Source organism: Micromonospora sp. URMC 106, assembly GCF_051386395.1.
GTDB lineage: Bacteria > Actinomycetota > Actinomycetes > Mycobacteriales > Micromonosporaceae > Micromonospora.
On the sequence record NZ_JBPQTP010000003.1, the window covers coordinates 64269 to 86479 of the forward strand.

General features: G+C 77.3%; 8 protein-coding genes. 1 reads left to right on the plus strand and 7 read right to left on the minus strand.

What is annotated here, in order from left to right:
- The first annotated feature begins 29 nt into the window (after positions 1–29).
- Positions 30–1721 carry a long-chain-fatty-acid--CoA ligase gene (locus ACSNOB_RS01750; RefSeq protein WP_436684757.1) on the plus strand — a complete coding sequence of 564 codons (1692 nt, stop codon included), beginning with the start codon at positions 30–32 and terminating at the stop codon, positions 1719–1721.
- A gap of 19 nt (positions 1722–1740) precedes the next feature.
- Here ACSNOB_RS01750 and ACSNOB_RS01755 read toward each other — a convergent pair whose 3' ends face one another.
- The 7 genes from ACSNOB_RS01755 to ACSNOB_RS01785 all read right to left on the minus strand — a co-directional run bounded on the left by ACSNOB_RS01755 (position 1741) and on the right by ACSNOB_RS01785 (position 22061).
- Positions 1741–2097, minus strand: a complete 357-nt coding sequence (locus ACSNOB_RS01755) for a hypothetical protein (protein ID WP_436684759.1) — start codon at positions 2095–2097, stop codon at positions 1741–1743.
- 65 nt (positions 2098–2162) lie between these two features.
- Positions 2163–3980 carry an acyl-CoA dehydrogenase gene (locus ACSNOB_RS01760; protein WP_436684760.1) on the minus strand — a complete coding sequence of 606 codons (1818 nt, stop codon included), beginning with the start codon at positions 3978–3980 and terminating at the stop codon, positions 2163–2165.
- 135 nt (positions 3981–4115) lie between these two features.
- On the minus strand, positions 4116–16016 hold the full coding sequence (locus ACSNOB_RS01765) for an amino acid adenylation domain-containing protein (protein ID WP_436684761.1): 11901 nt from the start codon (positions 16014–16016) through the stop codon (positions 4116–4118).
- The gene (locus ACSNOB_RS01770) at positions 16009–16341 is read right to left on the minus strand and encodes a phosphopantetheine-binding protein (protein ID WP_436684762.1); all 333 of its coding nucleotides are present in this window, start codon (positions 16339–16341) and stop codon (positions 16009–16011) included. Before ACSNOB_RS01770 ends, ACSNOB_RS01765 begins: the two co-directional genes overlap by 8 nt.
- Positions 16342–16349: 8 nt before the next feature.
- Positions 16350–17171, minus strand: a complete 822-nt coding sequence (locus ACSNOB_RS01775) for a hypothetical protein (protein WP_436684763.1) — start codon at positions 17169–17171, stop codon at positions 16350–16352.
- Positions 17107–20295, minus strand: coding sequence for an AMP-binding protein (locus tag ACSNOB_RS01780; protein WP_436684764.1), 3189 nt, complete (start codon positions 20293–20295; stop codon positions 17107–17109). The genes ACSNOB_RS01775 and ACSNOB_RS01780 overlap by 65 nt, the downstream gene beginning before the upstream one ends.
- Positions 20292–22061, minus strand: coding sequence for a non-ribosomal peptide synthetase (locus ACSNOB_RS01785; protein ID WP_436684766.1), 1770 nt, complete (start codon positions 22059–22061; stop codon positions 20292–20294). The genes ACSNOB_RS01780 and ACSNOB_RS01785 overlap by 4 nt, the downstream gene beginning before the upstream one ends.
- Positions 22062–22211 lie beyond the last annotated feature (150 nt).

The following is a 22211-nucleotide window of genomic DNA, read 5'->3' on the forward strand; positions in this document are numbered from 1 at the left end:
CCACGGGACGCGAGGTGTGGAGGACGGACATGGACCTGAGTGCGGAGCGGCCCTGGCTGCGCAGTTACGCCCCCGACGTGCCGGCGACCATCCCGCCGTGCGACGAGTCGCTGGTCGACCTCCTGCGCGACGCCGCCCGCCGGTTCGGTCCCCGGGTCGCCCTCGACTTCTTCGGCGCCACCACCACGTACGCCGACCTGGCCGGCCAGGTGGGCCGGGCGGCGGAGGCGCTGCGCCGGCTCGGCGTCGGCCGGGGCGACCGGGTGGCGCTGGCGCTGCCCAACTGCCCGCAGCACGTCGTGGCCTTCTACGCCGTGCTGCGCCTCGGCGCGGTGGTGGTGGAGCACAACCCGCTCTACACGGAGCAGGAGCTCACCCACCAGCTCGCCGACCACGGCGCCCGGGTCGCGGTCGTCTGGGACAAGGTGGCACCCCTCGTGCGCCGCACCGCCGGCGCGACGGCGGTCGAGACCGTGGTCGCGGTGGATCTGACCCGCGCCCTGCCCCGGCGCAAGCGCTGGGCGCTGCGGCTCCCGCTGCCCCGGGCGCGCGCCGCCCGGGCGGCGATGACCGCGCCCGCGCCGGGGGCACTGTCCTGGGAGCGGCTGGTCGCCGCGGCCCCGCCGCTCGCCGCCGGCCATCCCGCCCCCGGCCCGGACGACACGGCGCTGCTGCAGTACACCGGCGGCACCACCGGCACCCCGAAGGGCGCCGTCCTGACCCACCGCAACCTGCGGACCAACGCGGCGCAGGGGCGCGCGTGGGTACCGGGCCTGCGCGACGGCGAGGAGACGGTGTACGCGGTGCTGCCGCTGTTCCACGCGTACGGGCTGACGCTCTGCCTCACCTTCGCCGTGGGCATCGGTGCCACGCTGGTGCTGTTCCCCCGCTTCGACCTCGACCAGACCCTGGACGCGGTGCGCCGCCGCCCGCCGACCTTCCTGCCCGCCGTCCCGCCGATCTACGAGAAGCTGGCCACCGCCGCCCGGGAACGCGGGGTGGACCTGACCTCCGCCCGGTACGCCATCTCCGGTGCCATGGCGCTGCCCCCGGCGACGGTGCAGGTGTGGGAGTCCGTCACCGGCGGGCTGCTGGTCGAGGGCTACGGCATGACCGAGACCTCCCCCGTGGCGCTGGGCAACCCGGTCTCCCCCGCCCGGCGGCCCGGCACCGTCGGGGTGCCGTTCCCGTCCACCGAGATCCGCATCGTGGACCCGGAGGACCCCGCGCGCGACCGCGACCCGGGTCAGCCGGGCGAGCTGCTGATCCGGGGGCCGCAGGTGTTCGCCGGCTACTGGCGGCGCCCGGAGGAGACGGCGGCGGCGCTGCTGCCCGGCGGATGGCTGCGCACCGGGGACATCGTGGTGATGGACGACGACGGCTTCGTCACGGTGGTCGACCGGATCAAGGAGCTGATCATCACCGGCGGGTTCAACGTCTACCCGTCCGAGGTGGAGGACGCCCTGCGCCGCGTCCCCGGCGTCCGTGACGCCGCGGCGGTCGGCCTGCCCGGCGAGCACGGCGGCGAGGAGGTGGTGGCGGCGGTCGTCCTGCAGGAGGACTCCGGCCTCGACGAGAGCGGTATCCGGACGGCGTGCCGGCGACACCTCACCGCGTACAAGGTGCCCCGACGGGTCGTCCTGGTCGAGGACCTGCCCCGCTCCCAGATCGGCAAGGTCCTGCGCCGGGTGGTCCGCGACCGGCTGCTCGCCGACGGCTGAGACCGGGCCGGCGGGTCGGTCAGCCGACGGGCGGGCCGGCCCGCAGGATGCGCCGGGCCCGGCGGCGGTCGAGCCACCGCGGCTCGGGCGGGTTCGTCGGATCGAAGCCGACGAACAGGTCCAGCAGGATCAGCACCCAGAACCCGGCCGCGCCGAGGATGTTACGGACGCGTCCCGGTTCCGGCGCGCCCGGCGGCAGCACGGCCTGCGCCCATCGCCAGGCCACCCAGGCGATCTCCCGGTCCGGGTGGCGCCGGCCGACGCGGCTGAGCCGCCGGACCTCGCGGCGCGCGGGAGCCGCCAGCCGCCACCATCGCCGCAGGACCGCCAGGCGCTCCTCGGCGGGTGTGGGGGCGGTCGTGTCACCGAGGTTCATGCCTGGCAAGGATAGGCGCGCCGCCGCCCTCCCACGGACCCCGGGGCCCTGGCCCGCGCGACGACTCAGAACCAGCCGTCGCGCATCTCCAGCGTCGTCCGGTCGAGGCTGTCCAGCAGGTCGAACTGGGGGCCGGTGCGGGGCAGTTCGTAGCGGAAGAAGTAGCGCGCGGCCTGCCGCTTGCCCGCGTGCAGGTCGGCGTCCGGGCCGTCGCCCGGGCCACCGGCCGCCGCCACGACGAGCAGCTGTTCCAGCCACATCCAGGCGATCACCACGTGGCCGACCGCCTCCAGGTAGACGCTGGCGTTGGCCAGCGCCACCTCCGGGTCCCCGGCGCTCCACAGCCGCCGGGTGACCAGGGTGACCCGGTCCAGCGCCGCGCCGAGCCGGGCGGCCAGCTCCGCGGCCTCACCCTCGGCCTTCCAGGCCCGGGTGACCGTGGCGCGGACCGTCTCGACCAGCAGCGCCAGCCCGGCCCCGTCGCGCATGGTGACCTTGCGGCCCAGCAGGTCCAGCGCCTGGATGCCGTGGGTGCCCTCGTGGATCGGGTTGAGCCGGTTGTCCCGCCAGTGCTGCTCGACGTCGTAGTCGCGGGTGTAGCCGTAGCCCCCGTGCACCTGGATGGCCAGGTCGTTGGCGGCCAGGCACCACTGCGACGGCCAACTCTTCGCGATCGGGGTGAGCACGTCCAGCAGCAGGCGCGCCCGTTCCCGGTCCGCCGCCTCCGGTGCCGTCTTCTCCTCGTCGAGCAGCCGGCCGCAGTAGAGGATCAGCGCCAGCGCGCCCTCCACGTAGCTCTTCTGCGCCAGCAGCATCCGCCGCACGTCCGGGTGGGCGACGATCGGCACCTGGGGCGCGCTGGGGTCCTTGTCCGCGAGCGGGCGGCCCTGCGGCCGCTGGCGGGCGTACGCGAGCGACTTCAGGTAGCCGGTGTAGCCGAGGGCGGTGGCGCCCGCGCCCACCCCGATCCGGGCCTCGTTCATCATGTGGAACATCTGCGCCAGGCCCTGGTGCGGCTCGCCGACCAGGTAGCCGACCGCGCCGGGGCGCCCGCCCGGCCGGTGCACGCCCTCGCCGAAGTTCAGCAGCGTGTTGGTGGTGCCCCGGTAGCCCATCTTGTGGTTGAGGCCAACCAGCACCACGTCGTTGCGCGCGTCGAGCGCGCCGTCGGCGTCGAGCAGCACCTTCGGGACGATGAACAGCGAGAGCCCCTTGACCCCGGGCGGACCGCCGGGGATCCGGGCGAGCACGAGGTGGACGATGTTCTCCGACAGCTCGTGGTCGCCGCCGGAGATCCACATCTTGGTGCCGTGCAGCCGGTACGTGCCGTCGTCCTGCGGCTCGGCGCGGGTGGTGATGTCGGCGAGCGAGCTGCCGGCCTGCGGCTCGGACAGGCACATGGTGCCGAAGAACCGGCCCTCCAGCATCGGCCGGACCCAGGTGTCGACCTGCTCCGGGCTGCCGTGCGCCAGCAGCAGGTTGGCGTTGCCCAGGGTCAGGAACGGGTACGCCGAGGTGCCGATGTTCGCGGCCTGGAACCAGGCGAAGCAGGCGGCCCGCACGACGTGCGGCAGCTGCATCCCGCCGATCGAGGCATCCATGCTGGCGGCCAGCAGGCCGGTCTCGGCGAACACGTCGAGGGCCTGCTTGACCTGCGGGATGGTGTGCACCCGGCGGCCGTCGAAGGTGGGCTCGTTCAGGTCGGCGGCCCGGTTGTGCGGGGCGAACCGCTCGGTGGCCACCCGCTCGGCGAGGTCCAGCACGGCGTCGAAGGTCTCCCGGGAGTGCTCCGCGTAGCGGGACCGCTCGGTCAGCCGGGTCACCTCCAGCCAGTCGTGCAGCAGGAAGCGCAGGTCGCGACGGGAGAGCAGGGTGGACGACAACGGGTCTCCTTCCGTCGGCGGGCGGGCCGTCGGCCGCGGCGCGGCCCGGCGACGCCCGTGCGCAGGGTCATCCTGACTGATCGGACGGCCCGGCGCACCACCCGGCGCCCGGCGCGGCGGGTCGCACCCGACCGGTCAGCGGGCGCCGGTCAGCTCGGCCAGCCGCCGGTCGGCGAGTTCCTGGATGCGGTCCTTGTCGCTGACGATGACCGTGCCCGGGTCGGCGTCCGGCAGCTCGTCCTCCAGCCGCCGGATCGGCCGGTACGCCCACCCGACGGCGGCGAGCGCCAGGGTGCACAGCCCGGCGACGACGGCGGTGAGCGCGATCCCCCGGCCGGGCCCGTGCCCGAGCACCGCGCCGAGCGTCCCGGCGACGCCGTCGCCGGAGGCCATCAGCGGCTCGAAGACCCGCTCGGCCAGCGGGGCGGCGGTGAGGAACCCGGCGGGCACCATCAGCCAGGAGAGCATCAGCGTGGTGGAGAGCACCCGGCCCTGCAACTCCAGCCCCACCTTGGCCTGCACGATCGCCAGCCAGTGCGTGTTGACCAGCGCCGAGGCGAGGCCCAGCCCGAACAGGCCCACCGCCGGGAAGACCGGGTCCGGGCGCAGCCCGACCATCAGCATCGCGACGCCGAGCAGCACCACGCCGGTCAGGATGCCGGTGGTCCGGCGCGCCGTGCCGCCCCACACGCCCATCAGGACGCTGCCGAGCAGCAGCCCGGCTCCGCTGGCGGCCAGCACCATGCCGAGCACGGAGGGGTCGCCGAAGGAGAGGGTGAGCGGGGTGGCCAGCACCTCGACGACGGCGAAGAAGTAGTTGAGCAGGGCGGTCAGGACGATCATCGCGAGCAGGCCGTGCCGGCGGGCGATGAACCGCCAGCCGCCGAGGACCTCCTGCCCGAAGGACTCCTCACGCTTCTTGAACAGGGTGTCGGGGAAGCGTACGGCGAGGGTGATGCCGACCGCGACGGCGAAGCTGATCAGGTCGATCAGGACGATGCCGCGCAGTCCGATCGCGACCACCAGCGCGCCGCCGACCAGCGGCGCGAGCACGGTGCTGGTCGCCGTGCCCAGCGAGATGAGGCCGTTGGCCCGCCCGTAGTACCGCTTGGGCACCAGCTGGGTGACCGCCGCGAGGTACGCGGGTTGCTGGAACGCGGTGGCCAGGGCGCTGGCCGTGAGGGCCGCGAAGACGTGCCAGAGCTGCGCCCGGCCGGACCAGAGCAGCACCGCCAGGACGACCGTGCCGCAGGCGGCGAACGAGTCCGCGCAGACCATGATCAGCCGGCGGTTCCAGCGGTCGGCCAGCGCGCCCGCGATCGGCGAGAGGACCACCGCCGGCAGCAGCGCCAGCACGGACGCCAGCGCGAACCAGGAGATCGAGCCGGTGCGCTGGTAGACGAACAGCGACAGGGCGAACCCCGTCAGCCCCGTGCCGATCAGCGACACCAGCTGCCCGAACGCGACCAGGAAGAACGTGGTCAGCCCGGAGCGGGGCGGCGGCACCGGCGCGGGGGCGGCCGCCCGGGGCGCACGCCGGCGGGGCGGCGCGGCGGACCCGGCGACCGGCCCGGTCCCGGTCGCCGCGCCGGCCGCGCGGGGCCGGGGCGCGCCGGCCGACGTCCGGGAGGGCGCGGCCGGGACCGCCACCTCGCCGACGGCCGACGCGGCGGCAGCCGGCTCGGGCGCGTGCGGCGCCACAGCCGGCTCGGGCGCGTGCGCCGCGACAGGCGGTTCGGCCGCCTCCGCCGCCTCGGGCGGGTCGGCCAGGATGATGCCCGCCAGCTCGGTGGCCTGGTGCTTCTGGAAGTAGTGCCCCGCGCCCTCGATGGTGCGCAGGCAGACCGAGTCGGAGAAGTACGCCCACTCCAGGTAGCGCTCCTCGTACAGCTCGGTGGCGCGGTCGCCGGTGCCGACCACGCAGACGATGGGGGCGGCCAGGCGCCGGGGCAGCCCCTTCGCGTAGACCTCGGTGTAGTAGTCCTCCCCGACCCGGGTGTCGGCCAGGAAGACCCCCATCAGGAAGTCCTTCTCCCGTTCGTCGAGCACGTCGGTGAAGAAGCCCATGGCCCGCAGGAAGTCCAGCGCGTGCCGCTTGGAGGTCCAGCGCTCCATGGGGAAGGCACGGCGGAACCAGCGGGCGAACCGGCCCGGCAGCCGGGGCGCCGGGAAGTGCCCGCCGACCACCACCCGGAGCAGGTCCACCCCGGCCGCCTCCAGCCGCCGGCCCAGCTCGACGGCGGTGGCGCCGCCCATGCAGTGGCCGTAGACCAGCACCGGTCCGGAGATGCCGGCGGTCACCTCGGCCACGCACCGCTCGACCAGCTCGGCCATCTCCAGCGGCGGCTCGTCGGGCCGGTTGAGGTCGTGCCCGGGGCGTTGCAGGGCGTAGAGCGCCACGTGCTCGGGCATCGCCGCGGCCAGCGACTGGTAGGTGACCGCGCCGGCCCCGGCGAACGGTACGCAGAGCACCGTCACCGCCGGCGCGGCCGCGCGGGGCGGGGTCAGCTCGTGCAGCAGTCGGTCCGGCTCACCCGCGGCGGCGTCGGCGTGCCCGGTCAGGCCCCGGATCGTCGGGTGGCGGAACAGGTCCAGCACGCTGATGGGCGGCTGGATGCCGCTGAGCGCCCGGATCGCCGTGAACGAGTCCCCGCCGAGGTCGAAGAAGTCGTCGTCGATGCCCACCCGGTCGTAGCCGAGCACCTGCGCCCAGCGCTCGGCGAGGGCGGCCTGCAACGGGGTGGTCGGCGCGGCGCCGCCGTCGCCGGCCCGGGCTCCGCCGCGCTCCGGGGCCGGCAGCGCCCGCCGGTCGACCTTGCCGTTGTCGGTCAGCGGCAGGGCGTCGAGCGGGACGTACGTCGTCGGGACCATGTAGTCGGGCAGCCAGTCGCGCAGGAACGCCCGCCACCGGCCGGCGCCCTCGTCCGGGTCGTCGGGGCGCGGCGCGAGGTACGCGACGAGGGCCGGCTCGCCGTCGATGTCGCGCACCACGACGGCCGCCTCCCGCACCGCCGGGTGCCGCTGCAGGGCCGCCTCGATCTCGCCCAGCTCGATGCGGTGGCCGCGCACCTTCACCTGGGAGTCGTTGCGCCCGAGGCACTCGATGGTGCCGTCGGGACGCCAGCGGGCCAGGTCGCCGGTGCGGTAGAGCCGCGCGCCGGGCCGGTCGGCGTACGGGTCGGGCCGGAACCGGTCGGCCGTCAGCGCGGGCTGGTCGAGGTAGTCGCGGGCCACCCCGGCGCCGCCGAGCCAGAGTTCCCCGACCACGCCGACGGGCACCGGCCGCAGCGCCTCGTCGAGCACGTACGCCCGGAGGTTGGCGATCGGCCGGCCGATGGTGACCTCGGGCGCGTCGGGCGCGATCCGGGCCGCGGTGGCCCAGATGGTGGCCTCCGTCGGCCCGTACATGTTCCACAGCTCGCCGACCCGGGCGGCCAGGTCGCGGGCCAGTGGCAGGGGCAGCGCCTCGCCGCCGCAGAGTGCCTTCAGCCCCGGCATCCCGGGCCAGCCGGAGGCGAGCAGCAGCCGCCAGGTGGCCGGGGTGGCCTGCATGACGGTGGCCCCCTCGCCGCGCAGCAGCCCGGCCAGCCCGGCGGCGTCGTAGCCGACGTCCCGGCCGGCGACGACCACCCGGGCGCCGACGACCAGCGGCAGGAACAGCTCCAGCACGGAGATGTCGAAGGCGTAGGTGGTCAGCGCGACCAGGGTGTCGTCGGCGGTCAGGCCCGGCGTGTGCCGCATCGCGGTGAGCAGGTTGACCACCGAGGCGTGGCTGACCCGCACCCCCTTGGGTCGGCCGGTGGAGCCGGAGGTGTAGAGCACGTACGCCAGGTGCCCGGGCGCGGTGACCGGCTCGGGGTCGGCGGCGCACTCGACGGCCAGGGACGGGTCGTCGACGCGCAGCACCGGGCCGGCGAAGTCCGCGAACCGGTCGGCCAGGCCCGGCTCGGTGACGAGCACCGCCGAGCGGCTGTGCTCCAGCACCCAGCGCTGCCGGTCCAGCGGGTACGACGGGTCCAGCGGCACGTACGCGCCGCCGGACTTGAGCACACCGAGCAGCGCCACCAGCAGGTCGGCCGAGCGTTCCAGGGACACCGCCACGGTCACGTCCGGCCCGACGCCGACGCGGCGCAGCCGCCGGGCGAGCCGGTTGGCGCGCACGTTCAGCTCCGCGTAGCTGAGGGTGCGGCCGGCGAAGGTCACCGCGGGACGGTCCGGGGTGCGGGCCACCTGCTCCTCGACCAGCCGGGCCAGCCCGACCGCCGGCGCCGGCGCGTCCGTGGCGTTCCACTCCCCGAGCTGCCGGTGCCGCTCGGCGGGGGTGAGGATCTCCACGTCGGCGAGCCGGCCGTCCGGGTCGGCCACGAACGCGGTCAGCAGGGTCTCCAGGTGGGCCAGCATCCGCTCGGCGGTCGCCGGGTCGAACAGCGCGGTGTTGTACTCCAGGCAGCAGAGCAGCCCGTCGGGCCGGTCGTACGCGTACAGGGCGAGGTCGACCTGGGCGGTGCCGGGTTCGACGGTGAGCTGCTCGACCCGCAGGCCGGTCATGGCGAGGTCCTGCTCGGGCAGGTTGAGCAGGTTCACCATCACCTGGAACAGGGCGTTGCGGCTCAGGTCCCGGGGCACGTCGAGGGCGTCGACCACCCGCTCGAAGGGCGTCTCCTGGTGGTCGTACGCCGCCAGGGCGGTGCGGCGGGTCTCGTCGAGCAGCCGGGCGACGCTCCAGTCGCCGTCCAGGGTGGTGCGCAGCACGATGCTGTTGAGGAAGAAGCCGACCATCGGCTCCAGCTCGGCGCGGACGCGGCCGGCCACCGGGGAGCCGACGCAGATGTCGCGCTGCCCGGTGTAGCGGAACAGCAGCGCCTGGACGGCGGCGAGCACCGTCATGTAGAGGGTGACGCCGTGCCGCTGCCCGAGGTCGCGGACCCGCTCGGTGAGCGCGGGCGGCAGGGTCAGCCGGGCCACCGCCCCGTCGAAGGTCTGCACCGGCGGCCGGGGCCGGTCGGTGGGCAGTTCCAGGGCGCCCGTCGCGCCGGCCAGCCGCTCGGTCCAGTACGCCAGGTCGGCGGAGTCGGCGGCGGCCCGCTCCCGCTGCCAGCGGGCGTAGTCGGCGTACTGCACCGGCAGCTCGGGCAGGGGCGAGGGCGCGCCCGCGGCGACGGCGTCGTAGAGGGCGCCCAGTTCGGCCCGGAGCACCCCGAGCGACCAACCGTCGGACACGATGTGGTGCATCGCGAGGCAGAGCACGTGCCGGCCCGGCCCGGAGCGGAACAGCACCGGCCGGAACAGCGGCCCGCGTTCCAGGTCGTACGGCCGGCGGGCCTCGGCGACCAGGGCGACGCGCTCCCGCTCGGCGAGGCCCGCCTCGTCGCCGGGAGCGTCGGCGGCCAGGTCGACCACCGTCAGGTCGACCGGCGCGGCGGGCAGCACCACCTGCACCGGGTCGCCGCCGTCGGGGCCCGGGCGGAACACGGTGCGCAGCACCTCGTGCCGGCGCACCAGCTCGGTCAGCGCGTCGGCGAGCACGTCGACCCGCAGGTCGCCGTGCAGCCGCAGGGCGGTGAGCACCGCGTACGCGACCTGGTCGTGCACCTGTTCCAGGAACCACAGCCGGCGCTGCCCGGAGGAGACCGGGGCGGGCCCGGGGTCGGTGGCGCGCGGGATCGGCGGCGCCGCCGGTGCGGGCGCGGCCGGCAGGGCGGCGGCGACCCCGGCGACGGTCGACTGGGCGAACACGGCCTCGATCGGCAGCGCCACCCCGAGCCGGGCGCGCACCCGGGCGACGACCTGGGTGGCGAGCAGCGAGTGCCCGCCGAGGGCGAAGAAGTCGTCGTGCGCGCCGACCGGCGCGACGCCGAGCAGCTCGGACCAGATCTCCGCCACCGCCCGCTCCGCGTCGGTGCGGGGCGGGAGGTAGGCGGTCGGCAGCGCCGGCCGGTTCCCCTCGGCGACGGGCCCCGTCCCCGACGGTGTCGCGGACGCCTCGGCGGGGAGCGCCGGCGGGGCCGGGCGCGGGGCCGGGACGGCGCGGTCGACCCAGTGCCGCTGCCGCTCGAACGGGTAGGTGGGCAGCTCCACCCGGCGGCGCGGCCCGGCGTGGAAGGCGGACCAGTCGACCGGTACGCCGGCGAGCCAGAGCCGGCCCACGGCGTCGAGGGCGACCTGGTGGTCGTCCGCGTCGGCGCGGACGTGGCGCATCACCTGCACCACGCGGTCGGGCCGCGCGCCGCCCTGGCGCAGCAGCCCGCCGAGGGTGTGTCCGGGGCCGACCTCGGCGACGACCAGGCCCCGGTCGGCCAGCAGCGCGGCGCAGTCGGCGAAGCGGACCGTCCCGCGCAGGTGCCGCACCCAGTACTCCGGGTCGGTGACCTGCCCGGGCGTCACCGGGGCGCCGGTGACGTTCGACAGGAACGTCGTGCTCGGCTCGGCGTAGTCGACCCGCCGCGCCTCGGCGCGGAAGTCGTCGAGGACCGGGTCGAGCAGCGCGGAGTGGAAGGCCCGGTCGGCGAGCAGCGGCCGGGCCTCGACCCCGTCGCGGTCGAGCCGCCCGCGCAGGGCGGCGACGGCGTCGGGCCGGCCGGAGACGACGCACAGCCCCGGGGCGTTCACCGCGGCGAGGTCCAGGTCGTCGCCGAGCAGCGCGGCGACCTCCGACTCCGGCAGGGAGACGGCGAGCATCGCGCCCGGCTCGGTGGACTGGGCGAGCCCGCTGCGGGCGCGGACCAGCCGCAGCGCGTCCGCGACGGAGAAGACCCCGGCGAGGCAGGCGGCGACGTACTCGCCGAGGCTGTGCCCGGCCACCGCGTCGGGGCGTACGCCCCGGTCGACCAGCAGCCGGGCCAGCGCGTACTCGGTGACGAAGAGCGCGGGCTGGCTGATCCGGGGCTCGGCGAGCAGGCGCTCGGCCTCGGCCCGGTCGGCCGGCGCGGGGTCGAGCACGGCCCGCAGGTCCACCCCGAGCGGCTCGCGCAGCAGCTCGGCGCAGTGGTCCACGACGGCCCGGTAGCCGGGCTCGACCCGGTACAGGCCGGCGCCCATGCCGACGTGCTGCGCCCCGTGGCCGGGGAAGACGAAGGCCAGCCCGGCGTCGCCGTCGGTCGCGGCGGTCAGCAGCCGCGCCGGGTCGCCGAGCGCGTCGAGGGCGTCGGTCCGGTCGGCGCAGACGACGGCCCGCCGGTGCGCCATCCCCCGCCGCCGGCCCAGGCCCGCGGCCACGTCCGCCAGCCGCAACGCGGGGTACGCGTCGAGGTGCGCGCGCAGCGCGTCGGTGGCCCGGTCCAGCGCGGTGGGCGTACGCGCGGAGAGCACCAGCAGGTGCGGACCGGCCGGCGGCTCGGCGGCCTCGGGCACGGCGGCCGGCGGGGCCTCCTCCAGCACGACGTGGGCGTTCGTGCCGCCCATCCCGAAGGAGCTGACCCCGGCCCGGCGCGGTCCCGCGTCGCCCGGCCACGGCCGGGCCCGGGTCGGCAGGTGGAACGGGCTGGCGGCGAAGTCGATCGCCGGGTTGGGCCGGCGCAGGTTGACCACCGGCGGCAGGGTGCGGTGGCGCAGCGCCAGCACGGTCTTGATCAGGCCGGCCACCCCGGCCGCGGCGTCGGTGTGCCCGATGGCCGCCTTGACCGAGCCGAGCGCGCAGAACCCGGTGTCGGCGGTGCCGCGGCGGAACGCCTCGGTGAGCGCGGCGACCTCGATCGGGTCGCCGAGACTGGTGCCGGTGCCGTGCGCCTCGACGTAGCCCACCGTGCGGGGGTCCACCCCGGCCACCGCGAGGGCCCGGCCGACCACCTCGGCCTGGCCGGCGACGCCCGGGGCGGAGTAGCCCGCCCGGCGGGCGCCGTCGTTGTTCACGGCCGAGCCGCGGATCACCGCGTGCACCAGGTCGCCGTCGGCGAGGGCGTCGGCGAGCCGGCGCAGCACGACGATGCCGACGCCGCTGGAGGCGATGGTGCCCCGCGCGTCGGCGTCGAACGGGCGGCAGTGCCCGTCCGGGGAGAAGATGCCGCCGTCGTGGTGCAGGTAGCCCTGCCGCTGGGCGGGGAAGACGCTCACCCCGCCGGCCAGCGCCAGGTCGCACTCCCCGGCGAGCAGGCTCTGCCGGGCCATGTGCACCGCGACGAGGGAGGTGGAGCAGGCGGTGCCGACGCTCACGCTCGGCCCGGTCAGGTTCAGCTTGTACGACGCCCGGGTGGCCAGGAAGTCCTTGTCGTTGCTCAGCGCGAGCTGGTACTCCCCGAGCGCCCGGATCTCCTCCGGCGCGTCCCGCAGGTGCTCCAGCAGGTAGCTGGCCCGGCCCGAGCCGGCGAAGAGCCCGATCTGCCCCGGGTACGCCTCGGGGTCGTGGCCGGCGCGTTCGAGGGCCTCCCAGGCGCACTCCAGCAGCAGCCGGTGCTGCGGGGCGAGCACCTGCGCCTCGCGCGGGGTGAAGCCGAAGAACTCGGCGTCGAAGCGGTCCACGTCGGGCAGCTCGGTGCCCCGCCGCACGTACGCCGGGTCGCCGAGCAGCGCCGGGTCCGCCCCGTCGGCGAGCAGCTCCTCGGTGCTGAACTCGCGGACGGCCTCGACGCCGTCGCGGACCAGCCGCCAGAACTCCTCCGGGGTGCGGGCGCCGGGGAACCGGAGGGCCATCCCGACCACCGCGATCGCGTCCTCCGGCTCGCCGACGCGGGTGGCGGCGCGCGGCGCGCGCGGCGCCGGGACGGCCGGCGGCGCGGTGGCGCCGGCGAGGAACCGGGCCAGCGCGGCGACGGTGGTGTGCCGGAACAGGTCGGTCACGGTGAGCACCGGGCCGAGGCGCTCGACCAGCAGCCGGTGCACGGCCAGCAGCCGCAGCGAGTGCCCGCCCAGGTCGAAGAAGTTGTCCCGGCCGCCGACCCGGTCGACGCCGAGCACCTCCCGCCACACGTCGGCGACCAGCCGCTCGGCCGCGGCGACGTCGCCCACCGGCGCGCCCCCGGCCGGCCGCTCCGCCGCCGGCGGGGCGGCCCGGCCGGCGCGCCCCGCCTCGTCCGCCCGGTCGACGCCTCCTGCCTCGACCGCCGGCTCCGGGCTGCCGCCGGCGGGTGCCGGGAGGGCGGTCGGGTCGAGCTTGCCGTTGCCGGTCAGCGGCAGCGCGTCAACGCCGACGAACGCGGCCGGCACGAGGTGTTCGGGCAGCTCCGCGCGCAGGGCCGCGCGCAGCGCGGCCGGGTCCGCATCGCCGGTCAGGTAGGCGACCAGCCGGGGGTCGTCGGGGTCGTCGCGGCGCAGCACGACGGCGACGTCGCAGTCCGGCCGGAGCCGGCGCAGCGCCGCCTCCACCTCGCCGGGCTCGATCCGGAAGCCGCGCAGCTTGACCTGCCCGTCGGCGCGACCCAGGAACTCCAGGACGCCGTCGGGACGCCACCGGGCCAGGTCGCCGGTGCGGTAGAGCCGCCGCCCGCCCTCGGCGGCGAACGGGTCGGGCAGGAACCGCTCGGCGGTGAGGCCGGGCCGGTTCAGATAACCGCGGGCCACCCCCGCGCCGCCGACGTACAGCTCGCCGGTGACGCCGACGGGGACCGGGTCGAGCCGGTCGTCCAGCACGTACAGGGTGGTGTTGGCGATCGGCCGGCCGATGGGCACCGAGCCGGTCCGTGCGGTGTCGGGGCCGACCTCGTACACGGCGCAGCCGACCACGGTCTCGGTCGGGCCGTACTCGTTGACCAGCCGGGTGCCGGTGGCGTGGTCCCGCCACAGGGCGACCTGGTCGGCGCGCAGGTTCTCCCCGCCGATGACGAAGACCCGCGTCCGGCCCGCGGCGCCGGTCGCGGCGACCTGCCGGTTGACGATCTCCAACTGGGCGGGGGTGATCTTGACCAGCCCGTACGGCGTGCGCCGCCCGAGCAGCGCCTCGCCGAGCCCTGCCGGCCCGAGGTCGTCGGGGAGCAGCCGGACCGTCGCGCCGGCGGCCAGCGGCACCAGCAGGCTGGTCACCGTCAGGTCGAAGCCGATCGAGGAGTGCACCGGCACCTCGTCGCCCGGGCCCAGCCGGTAGGCGGCGCCGGCCCAGCGCAGGTAGTTCACCACCCCGCGGTGGGTCACCATCACGCCCTTGGGTCGGCCCGTCGAGCCGGAGGTGTGGATGACGTAGGCGAGGTCGTCCGGGCCGGTGGGTGCGGACACCGGGGACGGTGCGGCGGGCGGCCCCGGGTCGAGGTCCACCTCGACCGGTCGGGCCGGCCCCGCCGGGAGCCGGTGCCGCAGCGCGGCCGAGGTGAGCACCACCGGCGCGCCGGTGTCGGCCAGGAGGTACGCCAGCCGGGCCGGCGGGTGGGTCGGGTCCAGCGGCACGTACGCCGCGCCGGTCTTCAGCACAGCCAGCAGCGCCACCGGCAGCGCGGCGGACCGCTCCAGCAGGACGCCCACGAGGTCGCCGGCGCCGATCCCCTCGGCGCGCAGGGTCGCGGCCAGCGCGTCGGCGCGGGCGTCGAGTTCCCGGTAGTCGAGGGTACGGGCGTCGTCGGCGACCGCCGGGGCGTCGGGCAGTTCCCGGGCCCACCGGGCGACCAGCGCGTGGACGCTCTCCCCCGGCGGTGCGGCGGCGGCCGTGTCGTTCCAGTCGACCAGCAACCGCCGGCGGTCCTCGGCGGCGAGCAGCCGGGCGTCGCGGATCCGCGTGTCGGGGTCGGCGAGCAGGTCGGCCAGCAGGGTGCGGAAGTGCCCGGCGAGCCGGGCCACGGTCGCCGCGTCGAAAAGGTCGGTGCGGTACTCGATGACCGCGTCGAGCCCGTCCGCGCCGGGGCGGACGGCCACCGTCAGGTCGAACTTGGCGGTGCGGGTCGGCACCTCCACGCAGGCCGCGTCGATCCCGGGCAGCCGCAGCGGCGCGGGCGCGTCGGCGTGCACGAACATCACCTGGAACAGCGGGCTGTGCCCGGCGTGCCGGGCGGGGCGCACCGCCTCGACGACACCCTCGAAGGGCAGTTCCTGCCGCTCCCGGGCGGCCAGCGCCTCGGCCCGGACCCGGGCGACGCAGGTGGCGAAGGTCGGGTCGTCGGTCAGGTCGGTCCGGATCACGACGGTGTTGACGAACAGGCCGACCAGCGACTCGGTCTCCGGGCGGTCGCGGTTGGCCACCGGGGTGCCGACGAGCACGTCGTGCTGGCCGGTCCACCGGGCCAGCAGCACCTGGAACGCGGCGAGCAGCAGCAGGTACGGCGTGACGTTGAGCCGCCGGCACAGCGACCGCAGCGCGTCGGGCGCGACGTCCAGCGGGAACACGGCCGTGGCGCCGGCGTTCGACGGCGCGGCCGGCCGGGGAGCGGGGGTGGGCAGCTCCAGCACCGGCGGCGCGCCGGCGAGCCGGTCCCGCCACCAGCGCCGCTGCGCCTCGGCCTCCGGCCCCGCCAGCCAGCGCCGCTGCCAGTCGGCGTAGTCGGCGTACGTGACGGGCAGCGCGGGCAGCTCGGCGGGCCGGCCGGCCAGCCGGGCGGCGTACCCCTCGGACAGCTCGTCGGCGACGATCCGCAGCGACCACTCGTCCACGGCGGCGTGGTGCGCGGTCAACACCAGCACGTGGTCGGTGTCGGCGAGGCGCAGCAGGCTGGCCCGCAGCACGGGGCCGTGGCCCAGGTCGATCGGGGTGCCCGCCTCGGCGGCGAGGCGGGCGGCCAGCTCGTCCTCCCGCGCGGCCGCGGCGAGTCCGGTCAGGTCCACCACCCGCAGCAGGCCGGTCGGCGCTGCGGCGACCACCGGCACCACCCGGTCCCCGTCCACGGTCAGCGTGGTGCGCAGCGGCTCGTGCCGGGCGACCACCGCGTCCACCGCCGCGCTCAGGGCGGGCAGGTCCAGCGGGCCGCGCAGCCGCCACGCCACCGGCGCCAGGTACGCCGGGTCGTCCGGGTCGGCCTGCGCCAGGTACCACATCTGCCGCTGCCCGGCGGAGGCGACGGGAGCGCCGGCCGGGGTGATCGCGTCCCCGCCGGCCGGGGTGATCGCGTCCCCGCCGGTGGGGGCGGCGCGCCGGGCGCGCAGGGCGGCGAGCAGCGCGGCCTGGCGCGGGGAGAGCACGTCAGTCATCGAGGCGCCCGAGCATCGTCTCGGCCTCGGCGTCCGAGCAGGCCAGCACGCTGAGGTAGAGCGCGGCGGCCTCGTCCACGGCGGGACCGTGCTCGGCGCGCAGCGCGGCGGTGAACTCGCCCAGCGTGGGATGCTCGAAGACGGCGGCCAGCGGCACCCGCACGTCGAGGGCGGCGCGCAGCCGGGCCGCCAGCCGGGCGGCCACCAGGGAGTCGCCGCCGAGCACGAAGAAGTTGTCCTCCGCCGTCACGTGGTCGGCCCGCAGCACGGCGCGCCAGGCGCCCGCCACGACCTCCGCGACCGGGCTGCCCCCGTCGCGCGTCACGTCCGTCATCATCGCGCCCCCCCGTTGTCCGCGCCGGCACCGGTGGTGCCGACGTCGATGCCCAGATCGAAGACCCGCATCCGCAGCAGGTCGATGGCCTCCTCGTCGGCGGCGGCCTCGCGCACCGGGAACGGCACCGGGACCGGGCCGCTACGGGCGGCGTCCAGCAGGAACCAGAGCCAGGCCAGGTACCGGCCCGCGATCTCGTCGGCGGCAGTCTCCGCCTCGGCCGCGTCGAACCCGTTGTCGGTGACGAAGGCGCGGGCGAGCCGGGTCAGCTCGTCGCGCAGCCGGTCCACGGTGGCCGCCGGGTCGGCGAGCAGCGGCGTCGGGTCGGCCGGCGCGGGCTCGCCGGTGAGCTTGCGGTGCAGCTGCGCGTACTCGCGGCGGACCGTCTCCTCGTCGGGCACGGTCGCGGCGACCAGGAGCAGGTGGGCCGGTGGCCCGCCGGCGTCGGCGAGGGCGTGGAGCAGGTGGTGGGCGAAGACCGCCGCGCTGCAGTAGCCGACGACGGTCACCGGGCCGACGTCGGCGGGGCGCAGCCGGAGAAACTCCGCCGCGCAGGCGTCCGCCAGCGCGCGGTGGCCGGGCAGCCCCGGGTGCAGCTCCAGGGTCGTCACCGGGTCGAGCCGCCAGATCTCGTGCCGGACGTCCGGCCCTGCGACGACCGGGCCGGGCAGGTCGCCGCCCGAGCCCGCCGCTCCGGCGGCCTCGGCCGCGGCGAGCGCCGCGGCGAGGCCGGGGCCGACGGAGTCGCCGGCGAACTCAACCGTCAGCACGCACCCGAACCGTCCCTCGGCGACCTGGCGTAACGCGATCATCCGTGCCATCGGGGTCTCCTTGTGCGTACGCGTCGAGCTGGTCGGTGACGGCGGCGGCGAGCGCCGCCGCGCCGTCCGGGGTGAGCGCCCGCCCGTCGGCCTCGACGAGGACGGACAGCGCCCCGTCGGGGTGCTGCCGCAGGGTCAGGCAGATCGGGAACCGGTTGGCGGTGCGGGCCAGCTCCCGCCGTCGCCAGGCAACCGGGCCGGTGACCAGCTCCGGCTCCTCCACCGAGTCGAGGTAGCAGGTCGGGTACGCGCCGGGCGGCGCGCCGGTGCCGCGCTGCACCTCGCGGGCCACCTCGCGGAACGGGGCCTGCTCGGCCACCGCCCGCCGCAGCTCCGTCCGGACCCGGCCGAGGGTGTCGGCCCAGGGGGCGCGCAGGTCCGTGCAGGGCAGCAGCACGGTGTTGACCGCGTACCCGGCGACGTCGAACTCGTCGGCGGCCCGGCGGGTGGTGGTGGCGCAGCCGACGACCACCGCGTCCCGGTCGAGCAGCGCGCCGAGCGCCCGCGCGTACGCGGCGGCGGCCAGCTCGGTGACGGTGCCCTCGCCCGTCCGGGTCAGGGCGCGAGCCGTGGCGCGCACCGGACGGGTGACCACGGTCCGGCCGGTGCCGCCGGGCACCGGGGCCGGCTCGGCGATCCCGCCCACCCGTGCCGCGGTGGCCCGGACGGCCTCCCGGACGGCGGCGTCGACGACCCGCGCCGACCGGCGCAGGTTCAGGTCGCACAGGGTGGTGGCCGACGGCGAGGGCGACCAGCCCGGGTCGTCGTGGCAGCGGGCCAGGTCGGCCAGGAACAGCCGCAGGGACCACGCGTCGACCGCCAGGTGGTGCCAGACCAGCAGCAGGTCGGTGCGGTCGCCGGCGCCGAGCACGGCGCAGCGCAGCAGCGGCTCGGCCGTGGTGTCGAAGGGACGGCGGGCGCGGGCCCGCACGGCCGCGTCGAGCGCCGGGCCGTCGGCGAGATCGGCCACCTCCACGGTCGGCGGGTGCCGGTCGAGCACCAGCTCGGGCAGGCCGTCGACGAGCCGCAGCCCGGCGCCGAACGCGGAATGGGCGGCGACCGCCCGGCGCAGCGCGGCGACCAGCCGGGGCCGGTCCACCGTGGCGGTCGTGCTGAACCAGACCGGCTCGACGTAGAGGTCGGTGCCGGGGTTCAGCTCGTCGTGCAGCCACAGCCCGAGCTGCTCCGGAGTGAGCGGCGCGCGCCGCGCTCCCGCCGGCGCCGGGCCCACGCCCACGCCCGCGACCGCCGGCCCACCGGGCGCGACCCGGCCGGCGGCGCGGCCCGGTCCGCCGGTCGACGCCCCGCCGAGCCGGGCGGCGGTGTCGGTCGGCCCCTCTCCGAGCCGGGCGGCGGTGTCGGTCGGCCCCTCGGGCGACGCCTCGCGGAGCCGGGCGGCGAGGGTCGCCGCGTCGGGGGCGCGCAGGACGTCGGCGGGGGTCACCCGCACGCCGGTGCGCTCGGTGAGCCGGGCGGCCACCCGGGCCGCGGCGAGCGAGGTGCCGCCGAGCGGCAGGAAGGCGTCGCCGGGCCGGATCTCCCCCGCCGGCAACACCTGCCGCCAGGCGTCGAGCACCACGCCGACCGGGTCGGCCGGGTCCGTCGGGGCGGCCGGGTCCGCCGGGTCGCCGGCGGCGGTCCGCCCGGCGGGCAGGGGCAGCGCGGCGAGCCGGTCGTGGTCGTACTTGCCGTGCGGGGTGAGCGGCAGCCGGGGCAGCAGCGCCACCACCGCCGGCACCGCGTACCCGGGCAGCCGGTCGCGGGCGTGGTCCCGTACCGCCCGCTCGGTCAGTCCGGCCCCCGGCTCCGCCGCCACGTACGCCGCCAGCACGTCCCCGAGCCCGTCCCACCGCCGGGCCGCCACCACCACGTCGCGGATCCCGGGCAGCCGGCGCAGCACCGCCTCCACCTCGGCCGGCTCGATCCGGAAGCCGCGGAGCTTGACCTGGCGGTCCACCCGGCCGAGGAAGAGCAGGTCGCCGTCGGGCAGGGTGCGCGCCAGGTCCCCGGTCCGGTAGGTGCGCGTGCCGTCCGCCGCCGTGCCGAACGCCGGTTCCCCGCCCGGATCCCGCAGGTAGCCGCGGGCCACCGCCGCGCCGGCGACGACCAGCTCGCCGGTGCCGGTCGGGCGGTACGACCCGTCCGGCTGACGCAGCAGCAGCCGGGTGCCGCGCACGGCGGTGCCGATCGGGGTGCGCTCGCCGGCCGCGGCGCCGTCGCGGGGCACCACGTACAGCGCGCAGCAGACGGTCGCCTCGGCCGGGCCGTACCCGTTGACCACGGTCAGCGCCGGCCGGCTGCGGGCGATGTCCTGCAACAGCGGGCGCGGAATCGGCTCGACGCCGACCAGCAGCCGGCGCAGCCCGGCCAGCGCCCCCGGCTCGGCGCGCAGCAGCGCCCGCAGCTCGGGCAGGAACGCCGGCGGCACGTACGCGCTGCCCGCTCCCGCCACGTCCAGGAACGCGGCGAGCGCGGCGCCGTCGTGCCGGGCCGCGGCCGGCACCACCCGCACCGTCCCGCCCCGCACCAGCGGGGCGAAACACTCCCAGACGGCCACGTCGAAGGAGGGGCGGGTCCACCACGTGCCGGTGTGCCCGTCCGGCACCGGCGCCCGCTCGTCGAGGTCGGCGAGGAGGTTGAGCAGGTTGCCGTGCTCGACCTGCACGGCCTTGGGCGTGCCCGTCGAGCCGGAGGTGTGCACCACGTACGCCACGTCGGAGGGTCCGCCGGTGTCGGTGAGGGGCGCGACGGGCCCGGCCCCGACGGCGTCGGGCGCGAGGACGGGCCGCCCGGTCGGGGCGGACGCGGCCACCACGAGGGCCGGGTCGGCCGCGTCGAGCAGGGCGGCGACGCGCGCCGGCGGCTGGTCCGGGTCCAGCGGCACGTACGCCGCCCGGACCGCGAACGCGCCGACGGCGGCGGCGACGGCGTGCGCGCCCGGCTCCAGCAGCACCGCGACCCGGTCGCCGGGGCGTACGCCGCGCGCGGCGTACCCGGCGGCGTAGCGGCCGGCCAGCTCGCGCAGCCCGGCCCAGGTGAGGACGGCGTCCCCGGCGTGCACGGCGACCGCGTCCGGCCGGCGGCCGGCGGCCCCGAGCAGCCGGGTGAGCAGGGTGCCGGTCACCGGACCGCCCCGACCCCGTCCGGCGCGACCGGCCCGTCGGCGCGCAGCGCCTCGACGGCGGCGAGGTAGTCGGCGAAGCGCCGGTGCTCGTAGAGCAGGGTGGCGCGCACGTCGACCCGCAGGCCCCGCCGCACCTGGGCGGTCAGCCGCACCGCGAGCAGCGAGTCGCCGCCGACGGTGAAGAAGTCGTCGTCGGGGCGGGGCGGGGTGCCCAGCACGGCCCGCCACGCCTCGGCCACCGCCGCGCCGGCCTCCCCCGCCGGGTCGTCCCCGTCGTGCGGCGCGGCGGCCTCCCGGGCCAGTCGCCGCGCGGTGCCGTCGCGCAGGGCGGCCCGGTCGAGCTTGCCGTTGGTGGTCAGCGGCAGGGTCTCGCACCGTTCCACGAGGTGCGGCACCATCGCGGCGGGCAGCCGGCCGCGCAGCCAGTCCCGCACGCCGTCGGCGTCGACCGCGCCGACCACCCAGGCCACCAGCAGCGTCTGCCCGTCCCGGTCCAGCGTGCCGGCGGCGGCCTGGCCGACCCCCGGCATGGCGAGCAGGGCGAACTCGACCTCGCGCAGCTCGATCCGGTGGCCGCGGACCTTGACCTGGTCGTCGGTGCGGCCGACGAAGTGCAGCTCGCCGTCGCGGTCGCGCCGGCAGACGTCCCCGGTGCGGTAGTGCCGCTGCCCGTCGGCGCCGCCGAAGGCCGCGGCGGTCTCGGCGGGCGCCGACCGGTAGCCCCGGGCCAGCACCGGCCCGGCGACGACCAGCTCACCCTGCTGCCCGCCGTCCTGCGCACCGGTCGGTTCCAGGGTCAGCCGGGCGCCGGCGACCGGCCATCCGATCGGCGGCGGGCCGCTCCGGTCGCTGTGCCGGCGCAGGTCCGTCGTGGCGGTGACCAGGATGGTCGCCTCGGTGGGGCCGTAGAGGTTGTGCACGGCGGCGCCGAAGTCGGCGGGCGGCCAGGTGCGCAGCCGGTCGCCGCCCGTGGCCAGGCTGCGCAGCCGCCCGGTGTCGACGCCGGCGCGCAGCAGGTGCTCGGCGAGCGGCGTGGTGAGGAAGCAGTGGTCGACCTCGCGCGCCGCCGCCGCCACGCGCTCCGGGTCGCGGGCCACCGACTCGTCGGCGAGCAGCACCGTGGCCCCGCGCATCAGCGGCGCCCAGAGGTCGAGCAGGGCGGCGTCGAAGGCCAGCCCGGCGAAGGCGGCGGTCCGCACGCCCGGGCCGAGGCGGAAGAAGTCGGCGTACCAGTCGAGGACCGTCCACAGGCTGCGGTGGGCGACCTCGACCTGCTTGGGGCGGCCGGTGGAGCCGGAGGTGGAGATCAGGTACGCCAGGTCGTCGGCGTCCGGCAGCCGCAGGTGCTCCGCCCGGCCCGCGCGGACGGTGGTGATCCAGGCCGGCAGCCGGTCGCCGTGCTCCTCGGCGGCGACGGCGACCCGGCAGCCGGCGTCGGTGAGGATCCGGGCGACGCGGGTCGCCGGCAGCGCCGGGTCCAGCGGCAGGAACGCGGCGCCGCAGAGCCAGGCGGCGAGCTGCCCGACGACCGCGTCGGCGGTGCGGGGCCGCAGCACCGCGACGACCCGCCCGTCGGGGTCGCCCCCGTCCAGCGCCGGGGCGAGCGCGCCGGCGAGGGCCGCGGCGGTGGCGACGAGGTCGCGGTAGCGCAGCGTGCCCTGGCTGTCGACGACCGCCGGCCGGTCGGGGTGGGCCCGGGCGGTGCGCAGCACCTCGGCGGGGACGGTGACGGGGCGGTGCTGACCGGCGCTTGCGGTGGCGGTCACGGCTTCCCGCAGGGTCGGGTCACGTCAGCGGCTCCAGGTCGCGCGGCGGCAGTGGACGCGTAACAGGGCGTCAATCCTTGTTACGCGAGCCATCCTGACACCACGTCACGTGTCACGACCATCATCGACGGTGACGCCCTGAAACGGCGT